Here is a 14,776-nt window from a genome sequence, read left to right as displayed (position 1 = left end):
GGCCCGCGAACAGCTGCAGCAGGCCGCCGTCCTCGTCGCCGACGAGCGCGTCGTAGGGCAGCCGGACGTCGTCGAGGTGGCAGATGAACTGCTTCTCCGGCGACACGATCTCCATGCCGATCGGCGTCCGGCCGAAGCCGTCCGCGCCGGTCGGCACGATGAACAGGGACGGGCGCAGGTTGCCCTTCTGGTCCTCGGTGCGGCTGACGAACATGACGGCGTCCGCCTCGTCCACGCCGGAGATGAACGTCTTCTGCCCGTTCAGGACCCAGCCGTCGCCGTCCCGGCGCGCGGTCGTGGTGATGCGGTGCGCGTTGGAGCCCGCGTCGGGCTCGGTGATCGCGAACGCCATCTTCACCGACCCGTCCGCGAACCGCGGGAGCCAGTGCCGCCGCTGGTCGTCGGTGCCGGAGCGCGCGATGATCGTGGCGCAGATCGCCGGGGAGACGACCATGAGCAGCAGGGGGCAGCCCGCCGCGGCCAGTTCCTCGCACACCGCGGCGAGGTCGCCGATCCCGCCGCCTCCGCCGCCGTACTCCTCGGGGACGTTCACGCCGAGGTAGCCGAGGCGCCCCGCCTCGTCCCACAGCTCGTCGGTCTTCTCCCCCGCGCGGGCCTTCTCGACGTAGTAGGAGGCGCCGTACTTGGCGCCCAGCTCTGCGACCGCGGCGCGCAGCGCCTGCCGCTCCTCGGTCTCGGCGAAGCTCATCCGGTGGTCCCTTCGGTGTCGGCGAGGACGGCGAGGACGGCGCCGGACTCCACCTGCCGGCCCGCCGCGACGTTCAGTTCCGCGACCGTCCCCGCGGACGGCGCGGCGATGCGGTGCTCCATCTTCATCGCCTCCAGGACGACGAGCGTCTGCCCGGCGGCGACCTGCGCGCCGAGTTCGGTCTCGACGCGCAGCACCGTCCCGGGCATGGGCGCGAGGAGCGATCCCGGGGCGATCCGGCCGCTCGGGTCGGTGAAGCGGGGAACGGCCTGGAACGCCACCGGACCGAGGCGGGAGTCGACGTACACCGCGCCGCCGGCCGCGGTCACCGCGAACGTCTCGCGCAGCCCCTCGTGCTCCAGTACGACCCGCCCGGGCGCCGCCGACACCAGCGAGGTGCCGGGGCACAGCTCCGACACCAGCTCGCCGCGGTGCAGGTAGTAGTCGACGGTCACCTGCCCGGACGGGCCCTCGAACGTCCTGCGCTGGGGCTGCGACCGGACGTTGCGCCACCCCGGCGGGAGCCCGCCGAGCACCGGTGCCGCCGCGCGGTCCGCGGCGGCGCCGGCCAGCGCGGCGGCCAGCGCGGACACGCGGACGGCGTCCTCCCCGGCGAGCGGCGCGGCGAGGGCGGCGAGGCCGACCCGGTCCAGGTATCCGGTGTCGGTGCCGCCGTCCAGGAACCCCGGCTCCTCCAGGATCCGGACGAGCAGGTCGCGGTTGGTGGCGGGGCCGTGGATGCGGGCGCCGCGCAGGCCGGCCGCGAGCCGGCGGGCCGCGGCCCGCCGGGTGGGCGCCCAGGCGATCAGCTTGGCGAGCATGGGGTCGTAGTGGACGCCGATCTCGCCGCCGCCCTCGACCCCGCTGTCGAGCCGCAGCCCGTGGGAGGCGGGGACGGCGAACTCGGCGTCGACGTCCGGTACCTCGAAGGTGTGCAGGGGGCCGCTGCCGGGCCGCCAGTCGCGGGCGGGGTCCTCGGCGTACAGGCGCACCTCGATGGCGTGGCCCCGGGGCTCGGGCGCCGCCTCCGGGAGCGGCGCACCCTCGGCGATCTCCAGCTGCAGCCGGACGAGGTCGACCCCGTACACGCACTCGGTGACGGGGTGCTCGACCTGGAGACGGGTGTTGACCTCCAGGAAGAAGAAGCGTCCGTCCGGGGCGAGCATGAACTCGACCGTGCCGGCGCCCGTGTAGCCGATGGCTCGGGCGGCGCTCGCCGCCGCCTCGCACAGGGCGGCGCGTAGCTCCGGGCCGACCGCCGGGGACGGCGCCTCCTCGACGATCTTCTGGTGGCGGCGCTGGATCGAGCATTCGCGCTCGCCGAGCGTCCAGACGCGCCCGTGGGCGTCCGCGACGACCTGCACCTCGATGTGGCGGGCGTTCTCCAGGAGCGGCTCGCAGAACACGGTCGGGTCGCCGAAGGCCGACTCGGCCTCGCGGCGGGCCCCGGCGACCGCGCCGGGCAGCTCGTCCGGCGTCCGGACGATCCGCATGCCGCGCCCGCCGCCGCCCGCGGACGCCTTCACCAGCAGCGGGAGGTCCGCGCCGGTCACGCGGGCGGGGTCCAGCTCGGGCAGCACCGGGACGTCCGCGGCGGCCATCAGCTTCTTCGCCTCGATCTTGGAGCCCATCGCGGCGATCGCCTCGGGCGGCGGGCCGATCCAGGTCAGGCCCGCGTCGATCACCGCTCGCGCGAATTCCGCGTTCTCCGACAGGAAGCCGTACCCGGGGTGGACGGCGTCGGCCCCGGCGGCGCGGGCCACGTCGAGGAGCCGCCCGGCCGACAGGTACGTCTCCGCCGGGGTCGCCCCGGGGAGCCGTCCCGCGACGTCCGCCTCCCGGACGTGCGGCGCGTCGGTGTCCGGGTCGGAGTGGACGGCGACCGTCCCGATGCCGAGGCCCCGGCAGGCCCGCATGACCCGGCGGGCGATCTCCCCGCGGTTGGCGACGAGCACTCTGCTGATCATCGGGCTCACATCCGGAAGACGCCGAAGCCGTCGGCTCCGCGTACGGGCGCGTTGTGGACGGCGGACAGGCACAGGCCGAGGACGGTGCGGGTGTCGCGCGGGTCGATCACGCCGTCGTCGTAGAGGCGCCCGGACAGGAAGAACGGCAGCGACTCCGCCTCGATCTGGTTCTCGACCATCTCCCGCATCGCGCGGTCCTGGTCCTCGTCGTAGACCTGCCCGCGCGCCTCGGCCGCCTGCCGCGCCACGATCGACAGGACCCCGGCGAGCTGCTGCGGCCCCATCACCGCGGACTTCGCGCTCGGCCACGCGAACAGGAACCGGGGGTCGTAGGCCCGGCCGCACATGCCGTAGTTGCCCGCCCCGTACGAGGCGCCCAGCACGATCGTCAGGTGCGGGACCCGGCTGTTCGCCACCGCGTTGATCATCAGGGCGCCGTGCTTGATGATCCCGGCCTGCTCGTACTCCCTGCCGACCATGTAGCCGGTCGTGTTGTGCAGGAACAGCAGCGGCGTGTCGCTCTGGTTGGCGAGCTGGATGAACTGCGCCGCCTTCTGCGCCTCCTCGCTGAACAGGACGCCCTGCGCGTTGGCGAGGACCCCGACCGGGTAGCCGTGGACGCGGGTCCAGCCGGTGACCAGGCTCGTCCCGTACAGCGGCTTGAACTCCTCGAACCGGGAGCCGTCCGCGACCCGGGCGATGACCTCGCGCGGGTCGAACGGGATCTTCAGGTCCTCGGGGACGATGCCGGCCAGCTCGTCCGCGTCGTACAGCGGTTCCTCCACCGGGCCCGGCGCGGGGCCGAGCTTGCGGTGGCCGAGGTTCCGGACGATCTCGCGGCCGAGGCGCAGCGCGTCCGCCTCGTCGGCCGCCATGTAGTCGGCGAGCCCGGAGGAGCGCGCGTGCATCTCCGCGCCGCCGAGCTCCTCGTCGCCGGCCTCCTCCCCCGTCGCCATCTTCACCAGCGGCGGGCCGCCGAGGAACACCTTCGCGCGCTCCTTGACCATGACGACGTAGTCGCACATCCCCGGGACGTACGCGCCGCCCGCGGTGGAGTTGCCGAACACCAGCGCGATCGTGGGGATGCCCGCCGCCGACAGCCGGGTCAGGTCGCGGAACATCCGGCCGCCCGGGATGAAGATCTCCTTCTGCGTCGGCAGGTCCGCGCCGCCCGACTCGACGAGGTTGATCAGGGGGAGGCGGTTCTCCAGCGCGATGTCGGACGCCCGGAAGCTCTTCTTCACCGACCACGGGTTGCTGGCCCCGCCCCGCACCGTCGGGTCGTTCGCCACGATCACGCACTCGACGCCCTCGACGACGCCGATGCCGGTGACGACGCTCGCGCCGACGGGGAAGTCGCTGCCCCACGCGGCGAGGGGGCTCAGCTCCAGGAACGGCGACTCGGGGTCGAGCAGCAGCTCGATGCGCTCCCGCGCGAGCATCTTCCCGCGCCTGCGGTGCCGCTCGACGTACTTCTCGCCGCCGCCCGCGAGGGCCTTGGCGTGCTCGGCGTCCAGCGCCGCCACCTTCTCCAGCATGGCCGCGCGGCGCTCCCGGTACTCGGGACCGCGCGTGTCGAGCGTGCTCTTCAGCGTCACAGAAGTGCCTCCGGGATGTCGGCGTGGCGGGACCGCAGCCACTCCCCGAGGGCCTTGCCCTGCGGGTCGAACCGTGTCGAGGCCGACACGCCCTCCTGCAGCAGCCCCTCGACGACGAAGTTGACGGCGCGGAGGTTGGGCAGCACGTGGCGGTGGACGGTGTGGTCGCGGGTCTCGGGCAGCAGCTCGCGGAACCGCTCGATGGTGAGGAACGGCTCCAGCCAGCGCCATTGCGCGTCCGTCCGCGCCCATACCCCGATGTTGGCGTCCCCGCCCTTGTCCCCGCTCCGCGCGCCCGCAACCCGTCCGAGCGGCACCCGCCTGAGCGGGGACTGGGTGGAGAGCCCTTCCTCACCGGCCGCCTCGGTAGGCACATCGGCGACCGCGGGTGCGGGCGGGATCGGGACGCTCTCGCCCTCGTGCGTGACCGCCACATGTTCAACGGTCTCGTTGGGCACGAACGCGGGCGTGTAGACGCCGTACGGGCCGCCCTTCCCCGGAGGGGACGTCATCGTGAAGCCGGGATAACCGGCAAGCCCGAGCTCCACGGCCGCGCCGCTGAACGCCCGGCCGACCTTGGCCGGATCGGGGTCGAGGACGGCGCACCGCAGCAGCGCCGTGGCCTCCCCCTGTGCGGCGGGATCGGGCTTGGCTGTCCCGATCAGGGTCCACTCGACACGGGCCGGCCGCGCGTCACCGAACGCCGCTTCCAGATGCCTCTTGACGAGTTCCGCCTTGGCTTCGATGCCGAGCCCGGTGAGCACGAACGTCATCTCGTTGCGGTGGCCGCCGAGGTGGTTCAGGCAGACCTTGGTGGTCGGCGGCGGCGGAAGCCCCTTGACGCCGCTGATCCGCACCCGGTCGGGGCCGTCGTCCGCCAGCTCGATCGTGTCGAAACGGGTCGTGACGTCAGGACCGGCGTAGGACGGCCCGCCGATCTCGTACAGCAGTTGCGCCGTGACGGTCTCGGTCGTCACGGCTCCGCCCGTCCCGTCGTGCTTGGTGATCACGCAGGAGCCGTCGCCGTGCACCTCCGCGAGCGGAAAGCCCGGCGCCTTTACATTGTAGATCTCTTCAAAGAAGCTGTAGTTGCCGCCCGTGGCCTGCGCCCCGCATTCCAGCACGTGCCCGGCGACGGTCGCGCCGGCCAGCGCGTCCCAATCGTCCCGCGCCCAGCCGAAGTGCGCGGCGGCCGGCCCAACGACCAGGGAGGCATCGGTGACACGGCCGGTCACCACCATGTCGGCGCCGCGCCGCAGGCACTCGGCGATCCCCCACGCCCCCAGGTAGGCGTTGGCCGTGAGCGGCTGCCCGTACCGGGAATCGGCGAACCCCAACTCCTTGGCCCGCGCAAGCAGGTCATCACCCTCGACATGCGCGACACGCACCTCGAGGCCGAGCCGCCCGGCGAGCTCCCGCAGATTGTCGGCCAGCCCTCGCGGGTTCAGCCCGCCGGCGTTGGTCACGATCTTCGTGCCGCGTTCCACGGCGAGCCCGAGGCACTCCTCCATCTGCCGCAGGAACGTGGTGGCGTACCCGGCGTCGGGGTCCTTCATCTTGCCGCGGCCCAGGATGAGCATCGTCAGCTCGGCGAGATAGTCACCGGTCAGGACGTCCAGCGGCCCGTCCTCGAGCATCTCCCGAACCGCGGCGAAGCGGTCGCCGTAGAAGCCCGAGGCGTTACCGACCCGCAGCGGTTGGCTCATGCCCAGAACCCTGCCAGACCCACCCGCAAAAAATCAATCACGCATGATTGTTTTGGTGGAAGCCCTGGAAGCGGCACTCGTCACCCCTCACGAACCGGGGAGGGTCTCCACCGGAGCCAGCGGCTCAGCCCGGCTGGACGGGGAGGCGTACCCGGGCGACGACCGGGAGGTGGTCGCTGCCGGTGGCGGGCAGGGCGCGCAGGTGCGGGACGGTCGCCGAACGGGCCATGACCTGGTCGATCCGGGCCAGCGGGAAGGCCGCGGGGAAGCTGAAGGCCATCCCGCGTTCCGCCACGTTCAGCTGGGACGTCAGCGGAGCGAGCCCGCGGTCATCGGTCGTGCCGTTGAGGTCCCCCAGGAGGATCACCGCTTCCACTTTCTCCGCGGAGAGGGCCGCACCGAGGAGGCCGGCGCTCGCGTCGCGCCAGGCCGACGCCAGACCGCCTGGCCGGATCCGGACCGAGGGCAGGTGCGCGACGTACACGGCGATCTCCCCGTGGGGCGTGTGCGCGACCGTCCGCAGCCCGCGGCTCCAGGGCCCCTTGATCTCGCGGGGCTTGATGTCCAGGGACCGGGTGCCGATCAGCGGGTGCTTCGACCAGAGCCCGACGGTGCCGATGACGGCGTGGTACGGGAGGTCCGGGCCGAGGGTCCGCTCGTAGTCCGGCAGGGCCGAGTGCGTCAGTTCCTCCAGCGCCACGAGGTCCGGCTTCGCGGCGGCCAGGGCGCGTGCCGTCCCCGCCGGGTCGGTGTTCTCGTCGCTGACGTTGTGCTGTACGACGACCAGGTCACGCGGACCGGGCTTCGCCACGGGGAGGAGCAGCCCGCCGAAGAGGAAGGCCCAGGCCATGACGGGCAACAGGGAGGCGACGAGCACGGTGGGCGAACGGCGCAGCAGCGCGAGGCCGAGCAGCGCCACGACCGCCAGGCCGAGCCACGGCAGGAACGTCTCCAGCAGGCTTCCCAGCCGACCGATGAAGTTGGGCACCGCCCGGTGGAACGCCAGCAGCCCGGCGGTCGCCACCGCCAGTGCGGCGAGCACCCGGCCCCGCGCCCACACCGAACCCACGACCTGACCCCCGCCTCCCGCGAACGAGCCGCCAAGGGGACAAATAGATCATGGACTGACCACCGCGTACACCATCCGCCCTACCGCCGGGTAAACCACTTCGGCGGATGCCCCGTCCACTTTGTGGAATGTCACAGAGGGGACGGGGAACTCAGTGAAACTCAACAGGCTGTTAGTCGCGGCCACCGCAATGACGGCGGCGGCGGTCCCAGTGGAGGTGGTGACGACCGCCGATGCCACAGCGGCACCGCGGCAGGTGGCGCAGTGCGCCACCGCACAGGGGCCCGACTTCAACGGGGACCGCTGCGGGGACGTAGTCGTGGGCGATCCGGGGGGCACGGTGGCGGGCAAGGTGCGCGCCGGCCGGATCAACGTCCTTTACGGCGACGAGACCGGCGTGGGAGCCGGTAAGCGGCACCTGCTGAGCCAGGGCGAAACGGGAACCGGGGAGGTCCCGGAAGCGGACGACCGGTTCGGCGCCGTCGTCCGGGCCATCCACGCCGACGGCGACGCGTTCGCCGATCTCGTGGTCGGGGTGCCCTCGGAGTCCGTCAACGGCGTCGACGACGCGGGCACCGTCCACGTGATCTTCGGATCCGCCGGCGGGTTGGGCGCCGGCCGCCCCGGGATCGTGCTGCACCAGGGCGCCTCCGGCATCGCGGGCGGCCCCGAGCAGGGGGACCGGTTCGGAGCGGGCCTCGCGGTCAACGAGACGACCGGCGACGGACCGCCCCAGCCCGCCCTGGCGTTCGGCGCGCCCGGGGAGGACCTGGGCGGGACGGCGGACGCGGGCTCCGCGGGCGTCGTCACGTTCGACCCGGACACCGGCGAAGTCGAGACCGCCGCGACCATCACGCAGGACAGCCCCGGCATCGGCGGCGGCGCGGAGGCCGGAGACGGATTCGGTGCCGCGGTCGCACTCTTCCAAGGGCCGGGCGGCTTCGGCTGCGGCGTCACCGGCGTCGACGGCTACACCCTGGTCGTCGGAGCTCCCGGCGAGGACCTGGACGGCAACGCCGACGCGGGCCTTGTGCACCTGGCGAGAGATCTGGCGAGCGACACCCCGCTGTCCCAGGACTCCCCCGGCGTGGACGGCGCGGTCGAACCCGGCGACCGGTTCGGCGCCGGCCTCGCCCTCGCCTCGTACTGCGAGCACGACGGCCCATCGCACGTCCAGCTGGCGGTGGGCGTCCCGTTCGAGGACTTCGGCTCGGTCGCCGACGCCGGGATGGCGCACCTGTTCGCCACCGACGACGACGAGCTGCCGATGCCCCAGCGGTGGAGCGTCAGCCAGAACAGCACCGATGCCGCCGGGACCTCCGAGGCCGGCGACCAGTTCGGGTCCGTGCTCGAACTGGGCGGCCCGTGGCGGGACGGCCTGGGCGAGCCGCTGATCGTCGGCGTCCCCCGCGAGGACATCGGCGACGCCGCGGACGCCGGCGGTGTGCAGATCTTCGGCCAGAGCGCGACCGCACCCGGAAACGGCGACACCTTCCTGAGCCAGGAGGACGTGGGCCTGGTTCCGCAGGCCGCGGACCTCTTCGGCGCCGCACTGTCCACCCGCCACGGCCTGCTCCTCGTAGGCGCACCCGACGACGTGACCCACACCAAGGGCGCCGCACACGGCCTCCCCTGGCCGGGCACCTCAGAATCCCCCGTCCTCTTCACCCCTGGCCAGGACGAGATCCCCGAAGACGCAGTCCGCTTCGGCGCATCCATCACCTGACCCGCCCGGCGGGCGGGGCGCGGCGCGCCCCCGCCGCCCCTCCTGCGCGACACCCTTCAGCACGCCCCTCACCATCGGCGAGCGGAGAGGCGCCGGTCCCGTCGAGGATGGAAAAAATCAATCACGCATGATTGTTTGGTTGGTTCGGGTTTGGTTGACTGGTGGGGCACCGAGTCGAGGGAGTCATGAGCGCGCAGGCACTGCCCCGGGAACCGCAGCAGGACCGCAGTCGCGCCACCAGGCGGCGCCTTCTGGACGCCGCCGTCGAGTGCCTGGCGTCCGTGGGGTGGGCGGGGACGACCGTGGCGGTGGTCGCCGAGCGCGCCGGGGTCTCCCGCGGGGCCGCGCAGCACCACTTCCGGACGCGCGAGGAGCTGGTGACGGCGGCCGTCGACTACGGCTCCGAGGTGCGGATGGCGCAGATGCGGGAGCGCCTGGACGCCCTGGCCGGGCGCCGGCCGTCCACCGGGGACGTGGTGGCACTGCTCGGCGAGATGTACACCAGCCCCCTGTTCCGCGCCGCCCTGCAGCTCTGGGTCGCCGCCAGTTCCGACGAGCAGCTCCGCGAGCAGGTCGTGCCGCTGGAGGCGCGGGTGGGGCGCGAGGCGCACCGGCTCACCGTCGAGGCGCTCGGCGTGGACGAGAGCGTGCCCGGCGTCCGGGAGACGGTCCAGGCGACCCTCGATCTGGTCCGCGGCCTCGGGCTCGCCGACCTGCTCACCGACGACTCGGCCCGCCGCACCCGACTGCTCAACCAATGGGCCACCACCCTCGACCAAGCCCTCGGCCGCTGACCCCGCGGGCACCCCGGCTCTAGACGGACACCTCGCGCAGGGGGTCGCCGCCGTCGATGAAGAGGCGGCCGCCAGGGGCCAGTGCCGCGGCTATGCGTGCGATGGCCTTGCGGCCCGCCTCCGGATGGCGGCCGTCGAGCGCGCCGACCCGCACGGCGAAGACGAGGTCGAACGGACCTTCGCCGGGTCGCGGCTCGAAGTCCTCGATCGCCGCCTGCCGCACGCTCATGCGTCCCGCGGCGATCTCGGCGGCGGAGGCGGCCCCCGCCTGCGCGACCGCCTTGGCCGACCGGTCGATCGCGAGGATGTGCCCGGTGCCGAGCCGGGCCGCGACGGCCCGCGCGGCGGCGCCGGTCCCGCAGCCGATCTCCAGGACGCGCATGCCCGGCGCGAGCGGCAGAGCGTCGACGACCGCGGAAAGTCGAGGTGACAGCGACATGGGCCGACCCTAGGACATGCCACCGACGTTCTCACCTTTCCTCCAGCATGGTTGACATGTGACCTTTTGGTCACCTATTTTCGTGGTGTGGACGACGACGATCTGGCGTTCAAGGCGCTGGCGGATCCGACCCGCCGGTTCCTGCTCGACCTGCTGTTCGCCCGGGAAGGGCGGACGCTCGGCGAGCTGGAGGCGGAGGTGGAGATGACGCGGTTCGGGGTCTCCAAGCACCTGCGGGTGCTGGAGGACGCGGGGCTGGTGGTCCCGCGTCGCTCCGGCCGGGAGAAGCTGCACTTCCTCAACCCGGTGCCGATCCGGCTGATCCACGACCGGTGGATCGGCAAGTACACCGAGCGGCCCGCCGCGGCGCTCGCCGACCTGAAGAGACGACTGGAGTCCGACATGACGACGACCGAGACCGGCGCCGGCGAGACCGTCCAGGTGTACCGCGTGTACATCAAGGCGACACCGCAGGCGATCTGGGACGCCATCACCAAGCCCGAGTGGACGACGAAGTTCGGCTACCAGGCGCCGGTGGAGTACGACCTGCGCCCCGGCGGCGCCTTCCGCGGCCTCGCCAGCGAGGCGATGAAGGAGCACGGCGCCCCCGACGTGGTCATCGACGGCGAGGTCATCGAGGCGGACCCGCCGCGCAGGCTCGTCCAGACGTGGCGGGCGCTGTTCCTCGGCGAGCCGCACACGCGGCTGGCCTACGAGATCGAGGACGACGGCTCCGGCGTCTCGCGGCTGACCGTCACCCACGACGTGACGGGGGCGCCGCAGACGGCCGCGCAGGGCGCGGGCGAGATCCCCGAGGCGGGCGGCGGCTGGAGCCAGACGCTCAGCGACCTGAAGACCCTGCTGGAGACCGGCGAGTCCCTCTTCGCCTGACCATCCCCTGCCGACCGGTTCGTTCCGAGATCGGGCGGCCGGGCGCAGTCCGGCCCGGCCGCCGAACCCCCAGGAGTCGCCATGCCTTCCGCGCACACGCCCCCGCTGTCCCCTTCCCGCACCACGCGCGCCTCCACCCGCGCCCTCCTCGCCTGCGGTGTCCCCGCCGGACCGCTGTTCGTCCTGCTGATCGTGGCCCAGGCCATGACGCGGGACGGGTTCGACGCCGCCCGCCACCCGCTCAGCATGCTCGCGCTCGGCGAGCACGGGTGGCTTCAGACCGCCAACTTCCTGCTCTGCGGAGCCCTCGTCGCGGCGTCGGCCGCCGGGCTGCGCCGCGTCCTGGAACCGGGGACGATGGGCCGCACCTGGGGAACCGCTCTCATCGCCGCCTATGGCGTGAGCCTGATCTGGGCGGGCGTCTTCCCGACCGACCCGGCGGAAGGCTTCCCCGCCGGGACGCCCGGCGGCATCGGGGAGGTCAGCTGGCACGGCATGCTGCACAACCTCGCACCGGTCGGGATGGGGCTTGCGCTGAGCGTCGCATGCGTCGTGTTCGCCCGCCGGTTCGCCCGGGAAGGGCGGCCCGGATGGACGCTTTACAGCGCCGCCTCACCGGCCGCGTACCTGGTGCTGGGCATGGCCGCGTTCCCGGCGGACGACTTCCGGCTGATGCTCGCCGGAGGCGCAGCCATCTGGACGTGGGCCGCCGTCCTGTCGCTGAAGTTCCTCCGGGAGGCCCGCGGCACGGCCTGATCCGCAGACCGCCCGAGGCGGTCCCGCTCCCCGAACGGGGCGGGGCCACCTCCGGCCATTCCGGCCCGCGCGCATTGACGGCGGCAGAAGGCGCACGGAATCTGAACTCATGTTCAGAACAAGCGTTCAGACGGATCGTCCACGGAGGGCGGCGCGGTTCCCCGTGTCGTGCGACGTGGCCGTGCTCGGCGGCGGGCTCGCCGGGATGGCGACCGCGGCGAGGCTGCAGGCGGCAGGCATGTCCACGATGGTCATCGAGGCCCACGGGCATGTCGGGGGCTGCGCCGGCTACTACCGGCGCAGGGGCTTCTCCTTCGACGTGGGCGCGACGACCATGGTGGACTTCGAGCCGGGCGGGGTCGGGGCGGAACTGCTCACCGCCATCGGGATGGACCCGGTGCCCGGCGAGGCGCTGCCCGGCTACGTCGGCTGGCTGCCCGACCGCAAGGTCACGCTCTACCGCGACACCCGCGCCTGGCACCGGGAGCGGCTCCGCGCCCTGGGCGACACTCCCCGGCACCGCGCGTTCTGGGCGAGCCTCGACCGTCTCGCGGACGTGTTCTGGACGGCGAGCCGCGCCGGGGTGCGGCTGCCGATGCGCGGCCCCGCGGACGCCCTGCACAACCTGCGGGCCGTTGGGCCGCGCGGGCTTCCGCTCGCCCGCCACCTGAACTCCACCCTCGGGGACGCCCTCGCCCGGCACCGCCTCCGCGACGAGGCGCCGCTGGTCGGGCTGCTGTCGATGCTGGTCGAGGACACCGTGCACAGCACCGTCGACCGGGCGCCGCTCATCAACGCCGCCCTCGGCGTCACCATCCGCGGCGCCGGACTCACCCGCGCGGACGGCGGCATGCGCGGGTTCTGGCGGCGGTTCGCGGCGCACTACCGCGGGCTCGGCGGCGGGTTGCGCGTCGGCTGCGCGGTCGAGCGGGTCACCGGACGGGCGGGGGCGTTCACCGTCCACACCAGGCTGGGGGTCGTCCATGCCCGGCAGGTGGTCAGCGGCCTGCCCGCCGCCACGACCGCGCGCGTCGTCCCGGACCTCGCCGGCCCGCTCCGCCCGTACCTGGAGCGGGACGAACCCGACATGGGCGGGGCGATCGTCGTCTTCCTCGGAGTCCCGGACGACGAGGTGGCCGGCCAGGAGTTCACCCACCACCAGTTGCTGCAGGACTACGACCGGCCGCTGGGCGACGGCAACAACATGTTCATCTCGGTGTCTGCGCGAGGCGACACCGAGAGCGCGCCGCCGGGTCGGCGAGCCGTGATGATCTCCACCCACACCGGGCTCGACGAGTGGGCCGGTCTGCCGGACGCCGAGTACGAGGCCCGCAAGGAGGAGATCGGGGAACGTCTCGTCGGCCTGGCCCGCCGCGTCCATCCCTCGCTCGGCGAACGCGCGCAGGTGTGGGAGGTGGGCACGCCGCGCTCCTATGAGCGTTTCGCGTTCCGGCCGGGCGGTGCCGTAGGCGGCGTCCGCCAGGCACCGGGCAACACCAACCAGAATGCCGTCCCGCATTCGCTGGGCGTGCCCGGGCTGTGGCTCGTGGGCGACTCGACCTGGCCCGGCCTCGGCACCGTCGCGTGTGCGCTGGGCAGCCGCCTCGTCGCGGAAGAGGCCCTCAAGGCCGCCCGCCGGACGGCGGTGGCGCGATGACCGTCCCGAAGCTGTCCGAGCTCGGCTCCGACCTGCTCGTCACCACCCGCCCACGGCGCGTCCTCACCCTGTCGCTCCCCTACGCGGCCGTCGTCCTGTTCGTCGCGGTGTGGCTGGCGGGATGGTGGTGGCTGACGCCGGTCGTCGCCTTCGGGATCTTCGTCGCGGTCGTCACCGCGACCCACGACGTCGTCCACCGGTCACTCGGTCTCGGCAGGCGGGCGACGGAATGGGCGCTGTTCCTGCTGGGCGCGGTCCTCCTGGAGAGCGGGCACGCCTACCGCGCCACCCACCTCCAGCACCATCGGACGTTCCCCAGCGACGAGGACCCGGAGGGGCATCCGGCGAACCTGTCGGCGCTCGGCGCGATCCTCTACGGCCCCGTCTTCCTCGTCCGGCTGTGGTGCTGGGCGTTCCGGCGCAGCGGGGCCGGTCAGCGGGTGTGGCTGCTGGCGGAGGCGGCATTGCCCATCGCGGCGGTCGGCGCCGGCGCCCTGCTCTCCCGGGGCCTCCTCGCGTACGCGGTCATGATGATCGTGGGAAGCTGGGTCTACCCGCTGCTGACCGTGCACCTGCCGCACCGGCACTACGGGGACACGCCGCTGACGCAGACCCGCACCCTGCGCGGACGGATCGTCCCCGCGCTGTTCCTGGAGCTGACGTACCACTTGGAGCACCATCTGTACCCTCAGGTGCCGAGCCATCAGCTCGCCCGGCTCGCACGGCGGCTCGACCCCGTTCTCGCCGAGGCGGGCGTCAAGCCCTGGAAGGTGATCTGAGCGCATGGCGCCCCGCGCGGAGGCCAGGCAACGTCTCCTCGAAGCGACCGTCCGGACACTCGCGGCCGAGGGGTACGGCGGGACGACGGCCCGCTCGATCGCCAAGACCGGCGGCTTCGCGCCCGGCGTCATCTACTACCACTTCGAGGACCTGGAGGCGTTGCTCGTCGCGGCACTCCGCCACACCAGTCAGGCCCGGAGAGACCGCTACGAGGAGGCGCTCGGCTCCTGCACGGACGCCACAGAACTGCTCGCCCGCCTGCGCGAACTGTACGCCGAGGACATGCGGGATCAGGGGCATATCGACGCGGTGCAGGAACTCTTCACGGCGTCGGCGACATCGCCGCGGCTACGGGAGGAACTGCTCGCCCACGTCGAATCCTGGTCGGAATTCGCCGCCACCGCGGTGCATCGGCTCGTTGGCGGGACGGCCTTGGCAGGCGTCGTCCCGTCCCGTGAACTCGGCATGATCGCGGTGGCGATGTTCCTCGGTATCCAGACCCTCACCCACCTGGACGGGGACCGCTCCCGCGTCGAGTCGCTCTTCAGCACCGCCGAGCCGGTCGCGATCCTCTGGGACACCTTCGCCGGCCGGAATCCGACACCCGAGAAATGAGAAAGGGCCCCGCCATGAGGCGGGGCCCTTACCCCTAATATGAGTCCGGCGGCGTCCTACTCTCCCACA

General features: G+C 73.0%; 13 protein-coding genes. 7 read left to right on the top strand and 6 right to left on the bottom strand.

Going from position 1 to position 14,776, the window contains the following annotated elements:
- The 5 genes from IEZ03_RS37510 to IEZ03_RS03380 all read right to left on the bottom strand — a co-directional run.
- On the bottom strand, window positions 1-709 hold a 709-nt coding region (locus IEZ03_RS37510; protein ID WP_373293538.1), incomplete at its 3' end, for an acyl-CoA dehydrogenase family protein.
- Window positions 706-2,676: an ATP-binding protein gene (locus IEZ03_RS03395; RefSeq protein WP_184883985.1), complete on the bottom strand. Its 1,971-nt coding sequence runs from the start codon at window positions 2,674-2,676 to the stop codon at window positions 706-708. The genes IEZ03_RS03395 and IEZ03_RS37510, both read right to left, overlap by 4 nt.
- 5 nt (window positions 2,677-2,681) lie before the next feature.
- The gene (locus tag IEZ03_RS03390) at window positions 2,682-4,214 is read right to left on the bottom strand and encodes an acyl-CoA carboxylase subunit beta (RefSeq protein ID WP_229808070.1); all 1,533 of its coding nucleotides are present in this window, start codon (window positions 4,212-4,214) and stop codon (window positions 2,682-2,684) included.
- A 56-nt stretch (window positions 4,215-4,270) separates the two neighbouring features.
- Window positions 4,271-5,980 (bottom strand): acyclic terpene utilization AtuA family protein, encoded by a 1,710-nt coding sequence (locus IEZ03_RS03385; protein WP_184883981.1) that lies wholly within the window; start codon window positions 5,978-5,980, stop codon window positions 4,271-4,273.
- Window positions 5,981-6,104: 124 nt separating this feature from the next.
- Complete coding sequence (locus tag IEZ03_RS03380; protein WP_229807982.1) at window positions 6,105-7,049, bottom strand: endonuclease/exonuclease/phosphatase family protein; 945 nt, start codon at window positions 7,047-7,049, stop codon at window positions 6,105-6,107.
- Window positions 7,050-7,269: 220 nt separating this feature from the next.
- Between IEZ03_RS03380 and IEZ03_RS03375 the strand changes: the two genes are divergently transcribed.
- Window positions 7,270-8,775, top strand: coding sequence for a hypothetical protein (locus IEZ03_RS03375; RefSeq protein ID WP_184883978.1), 1,506 nt, complete (start codon window positions 7,270-7,272; stop codon window positions 8,773-8,775).
- A gap of 185 nt (window positions 8,776-8,960) precedes the next feature.
- The gene (locus IEZ03_RS03370) at window positions 8,961-9,569 is read left to right on the top strand and encodes a TetR/AcrR family transcriptional regulator (RefSeq protein ID WP_184883975.1); all 609 of its coding nucleotides are present in this window, start codon (window positions 8,961-8,963) and stop codon (window positions 9,567-9,569) included.
- A 19-nt stretch (window positions 9,570-9,588) separates the two neighbouring features.
- On the opposite strand, the gene IEZ03_RS03365 is transcribed toward IEZ03_RS03370, so the two are convergent.
- Window positions 9,589-10,008, bottom strand: a complete 420-nt coding sequence (locus IEZ03_RS03365; RefSeq protein ID WP_184883973.1) for an SAM-dependent methyltransferase — start codon at window positions 10,006-10,008, stop codon at window positions 9,589-9,591.
- An 87-nt stretch (window positions 10,009-10,095) separates the two neighbouring features.
- Here IEZ03_RS03365 and IEZ03_RS03360 point away from each other — a divergent pair, with 87 nt between their 5' ends.
- From IEZ03_RS03360 to IEZ03_RS03340, 5 genes are all read left to right on the top strand, one after another.
- Window positions 10,096-10,899, top strand: a complete 804-nt coding sequence (locus IEZ03_RS03360) for an ArsR/SmtB family transcription factor (RefSeq protein WP_184883971.1) — start codon at window positions 10,096-10,098, stop codon at window positions 10,897-10,899.
- An 81-nt stretch (window positions 10,900-10,980) separates the two neighbouring features.
- Window positions 10,981-11,655, top strand: a complete 675-nt coding sequence (locus IEZ03_RS03355; RefSeq protein ID WP_184883969.1) for a DUF998 domain-containing protein — start codon at window positions 10,981-10,983, stop codon at window positions 11,653-11,655.
- 163 nt (window positions 11,656-11,818) lie between these two features.
- Window positions 11,819-13,312: a phytoene desaturase family protein gene (locus IEZ03_RS03350; protein WP_221480699.1), complete on the top strand. Its 1,494-nt coding sequence runs from the start codon at window positions 11,819-11,821 to the stop codon at window positions 13,310-13,312.
- The gene (locus IEZ03_RS03345; RefSeq protein WP_184883965.1) at window positions 13,309-14,091 is read left to right on the top strand and encodes a fatty acid desaturase family protein; all 783 of its coding nucleotides are present in this window, start codon (window positions 13,309-13,311) and stop codon (window positions 14,089-14,091) included. Before IEZ03_RS03350 ends, IEZ03_RS03345 begins: the two co-directional genes overlap by 4 nt.
- 4 nt (window positions 14,092-14,095) lie before the next feature.
- Window positions 14,096-14,707, top strand: a complete 612-nt coding sequence (locus IEZ03_RS03340) for a TetR/AcrR family transcriptional regulator (RefSeq protein ID WP_184883962.1) — start codon at window positions 14,096-14,098, stop codon at window positions 14,705-14,707.
- Window positions 14,708-14,776: the final 69 nt, after the last annotated feature.

The sequence above is a fragment of the Actinomadura livida genome, assembly GCF_014648675.1.
GTDB classification, from domain to species: domain Bacteria; phylum Actinomycetota; class Actinomycetes; order Streptosporangiales; family Streptosporangiaceae; genus Spirillospora; species Spirillospora livida.
The sequence above is the reverse complement of the archived record's forward strand: the minus strand, read 5'-3'. Positions and strand labels throughout refer to the sequence as shown.

Excerpts from the sequence above, each read along its gene's own strand:
- IEZ03_RS03395 (WP_184883985.1), bottom strand. The coding sequence starts at position 2,676 with ATGATCAGCAGAGTGCTCGTCGCCAACCGCGGGGAGATCGCCCGCCGG.
- IEZ03_RS03390 (WP_229808070.1), bottom strand. The coding sequence starts at position 4,214 with ATGCTGGAGAAGGTGGCGGCGCTGGACGCCGAGCACGCCAAGGCCCTC.
- IEZ03_RS03385 (WP_184883981.1), bottom strand. The coding sequence starts at position 5,980 with ATGAGCCAACCGCTGCGGGTCGGTAACGCCTCGGGCTTCTACGGCGAC.
- IEZ03_RS03370 (WP_184883975.1), top strand. The coding sequence starts at position 8,961 with ATGAGCGCGCAGGCACTGCCCCGGGAACCGCAGCAGGACCGCAGTCGC.
- IEZ03_RS03365 (WP_184883973.1), bottom strand. The coding sequence starts at position 10,008 with ATGTCGCTGTCACCTCGACTTTCCGCGGTCGTCGACGCTCTGCCGCTC.
- IEZ03_RS03355 (WP_184883969.1), top strand. The coding sequence starts at position 10,981 with ATGCCTTCCGCGCACACGCCCCCGCTGTCCCCTTCCCGCACCACGCGC.
- IEZ03_RS03345 (WP_184883965.1), top strand. The coding sequence starts at position 13,309 with ATGACCGTCCCGAAGCTGTCCGAGCTCGGCTCCGACCTGCTCGTCACC.
- IEZ03_RS03340 (WP_184883962.1), top strand. The coding sequence starts at position 14,096 with ATGGCGCCCCGCGCGGAGGCCAGGCAACGTCTCCTCGAAGCGACCGTC.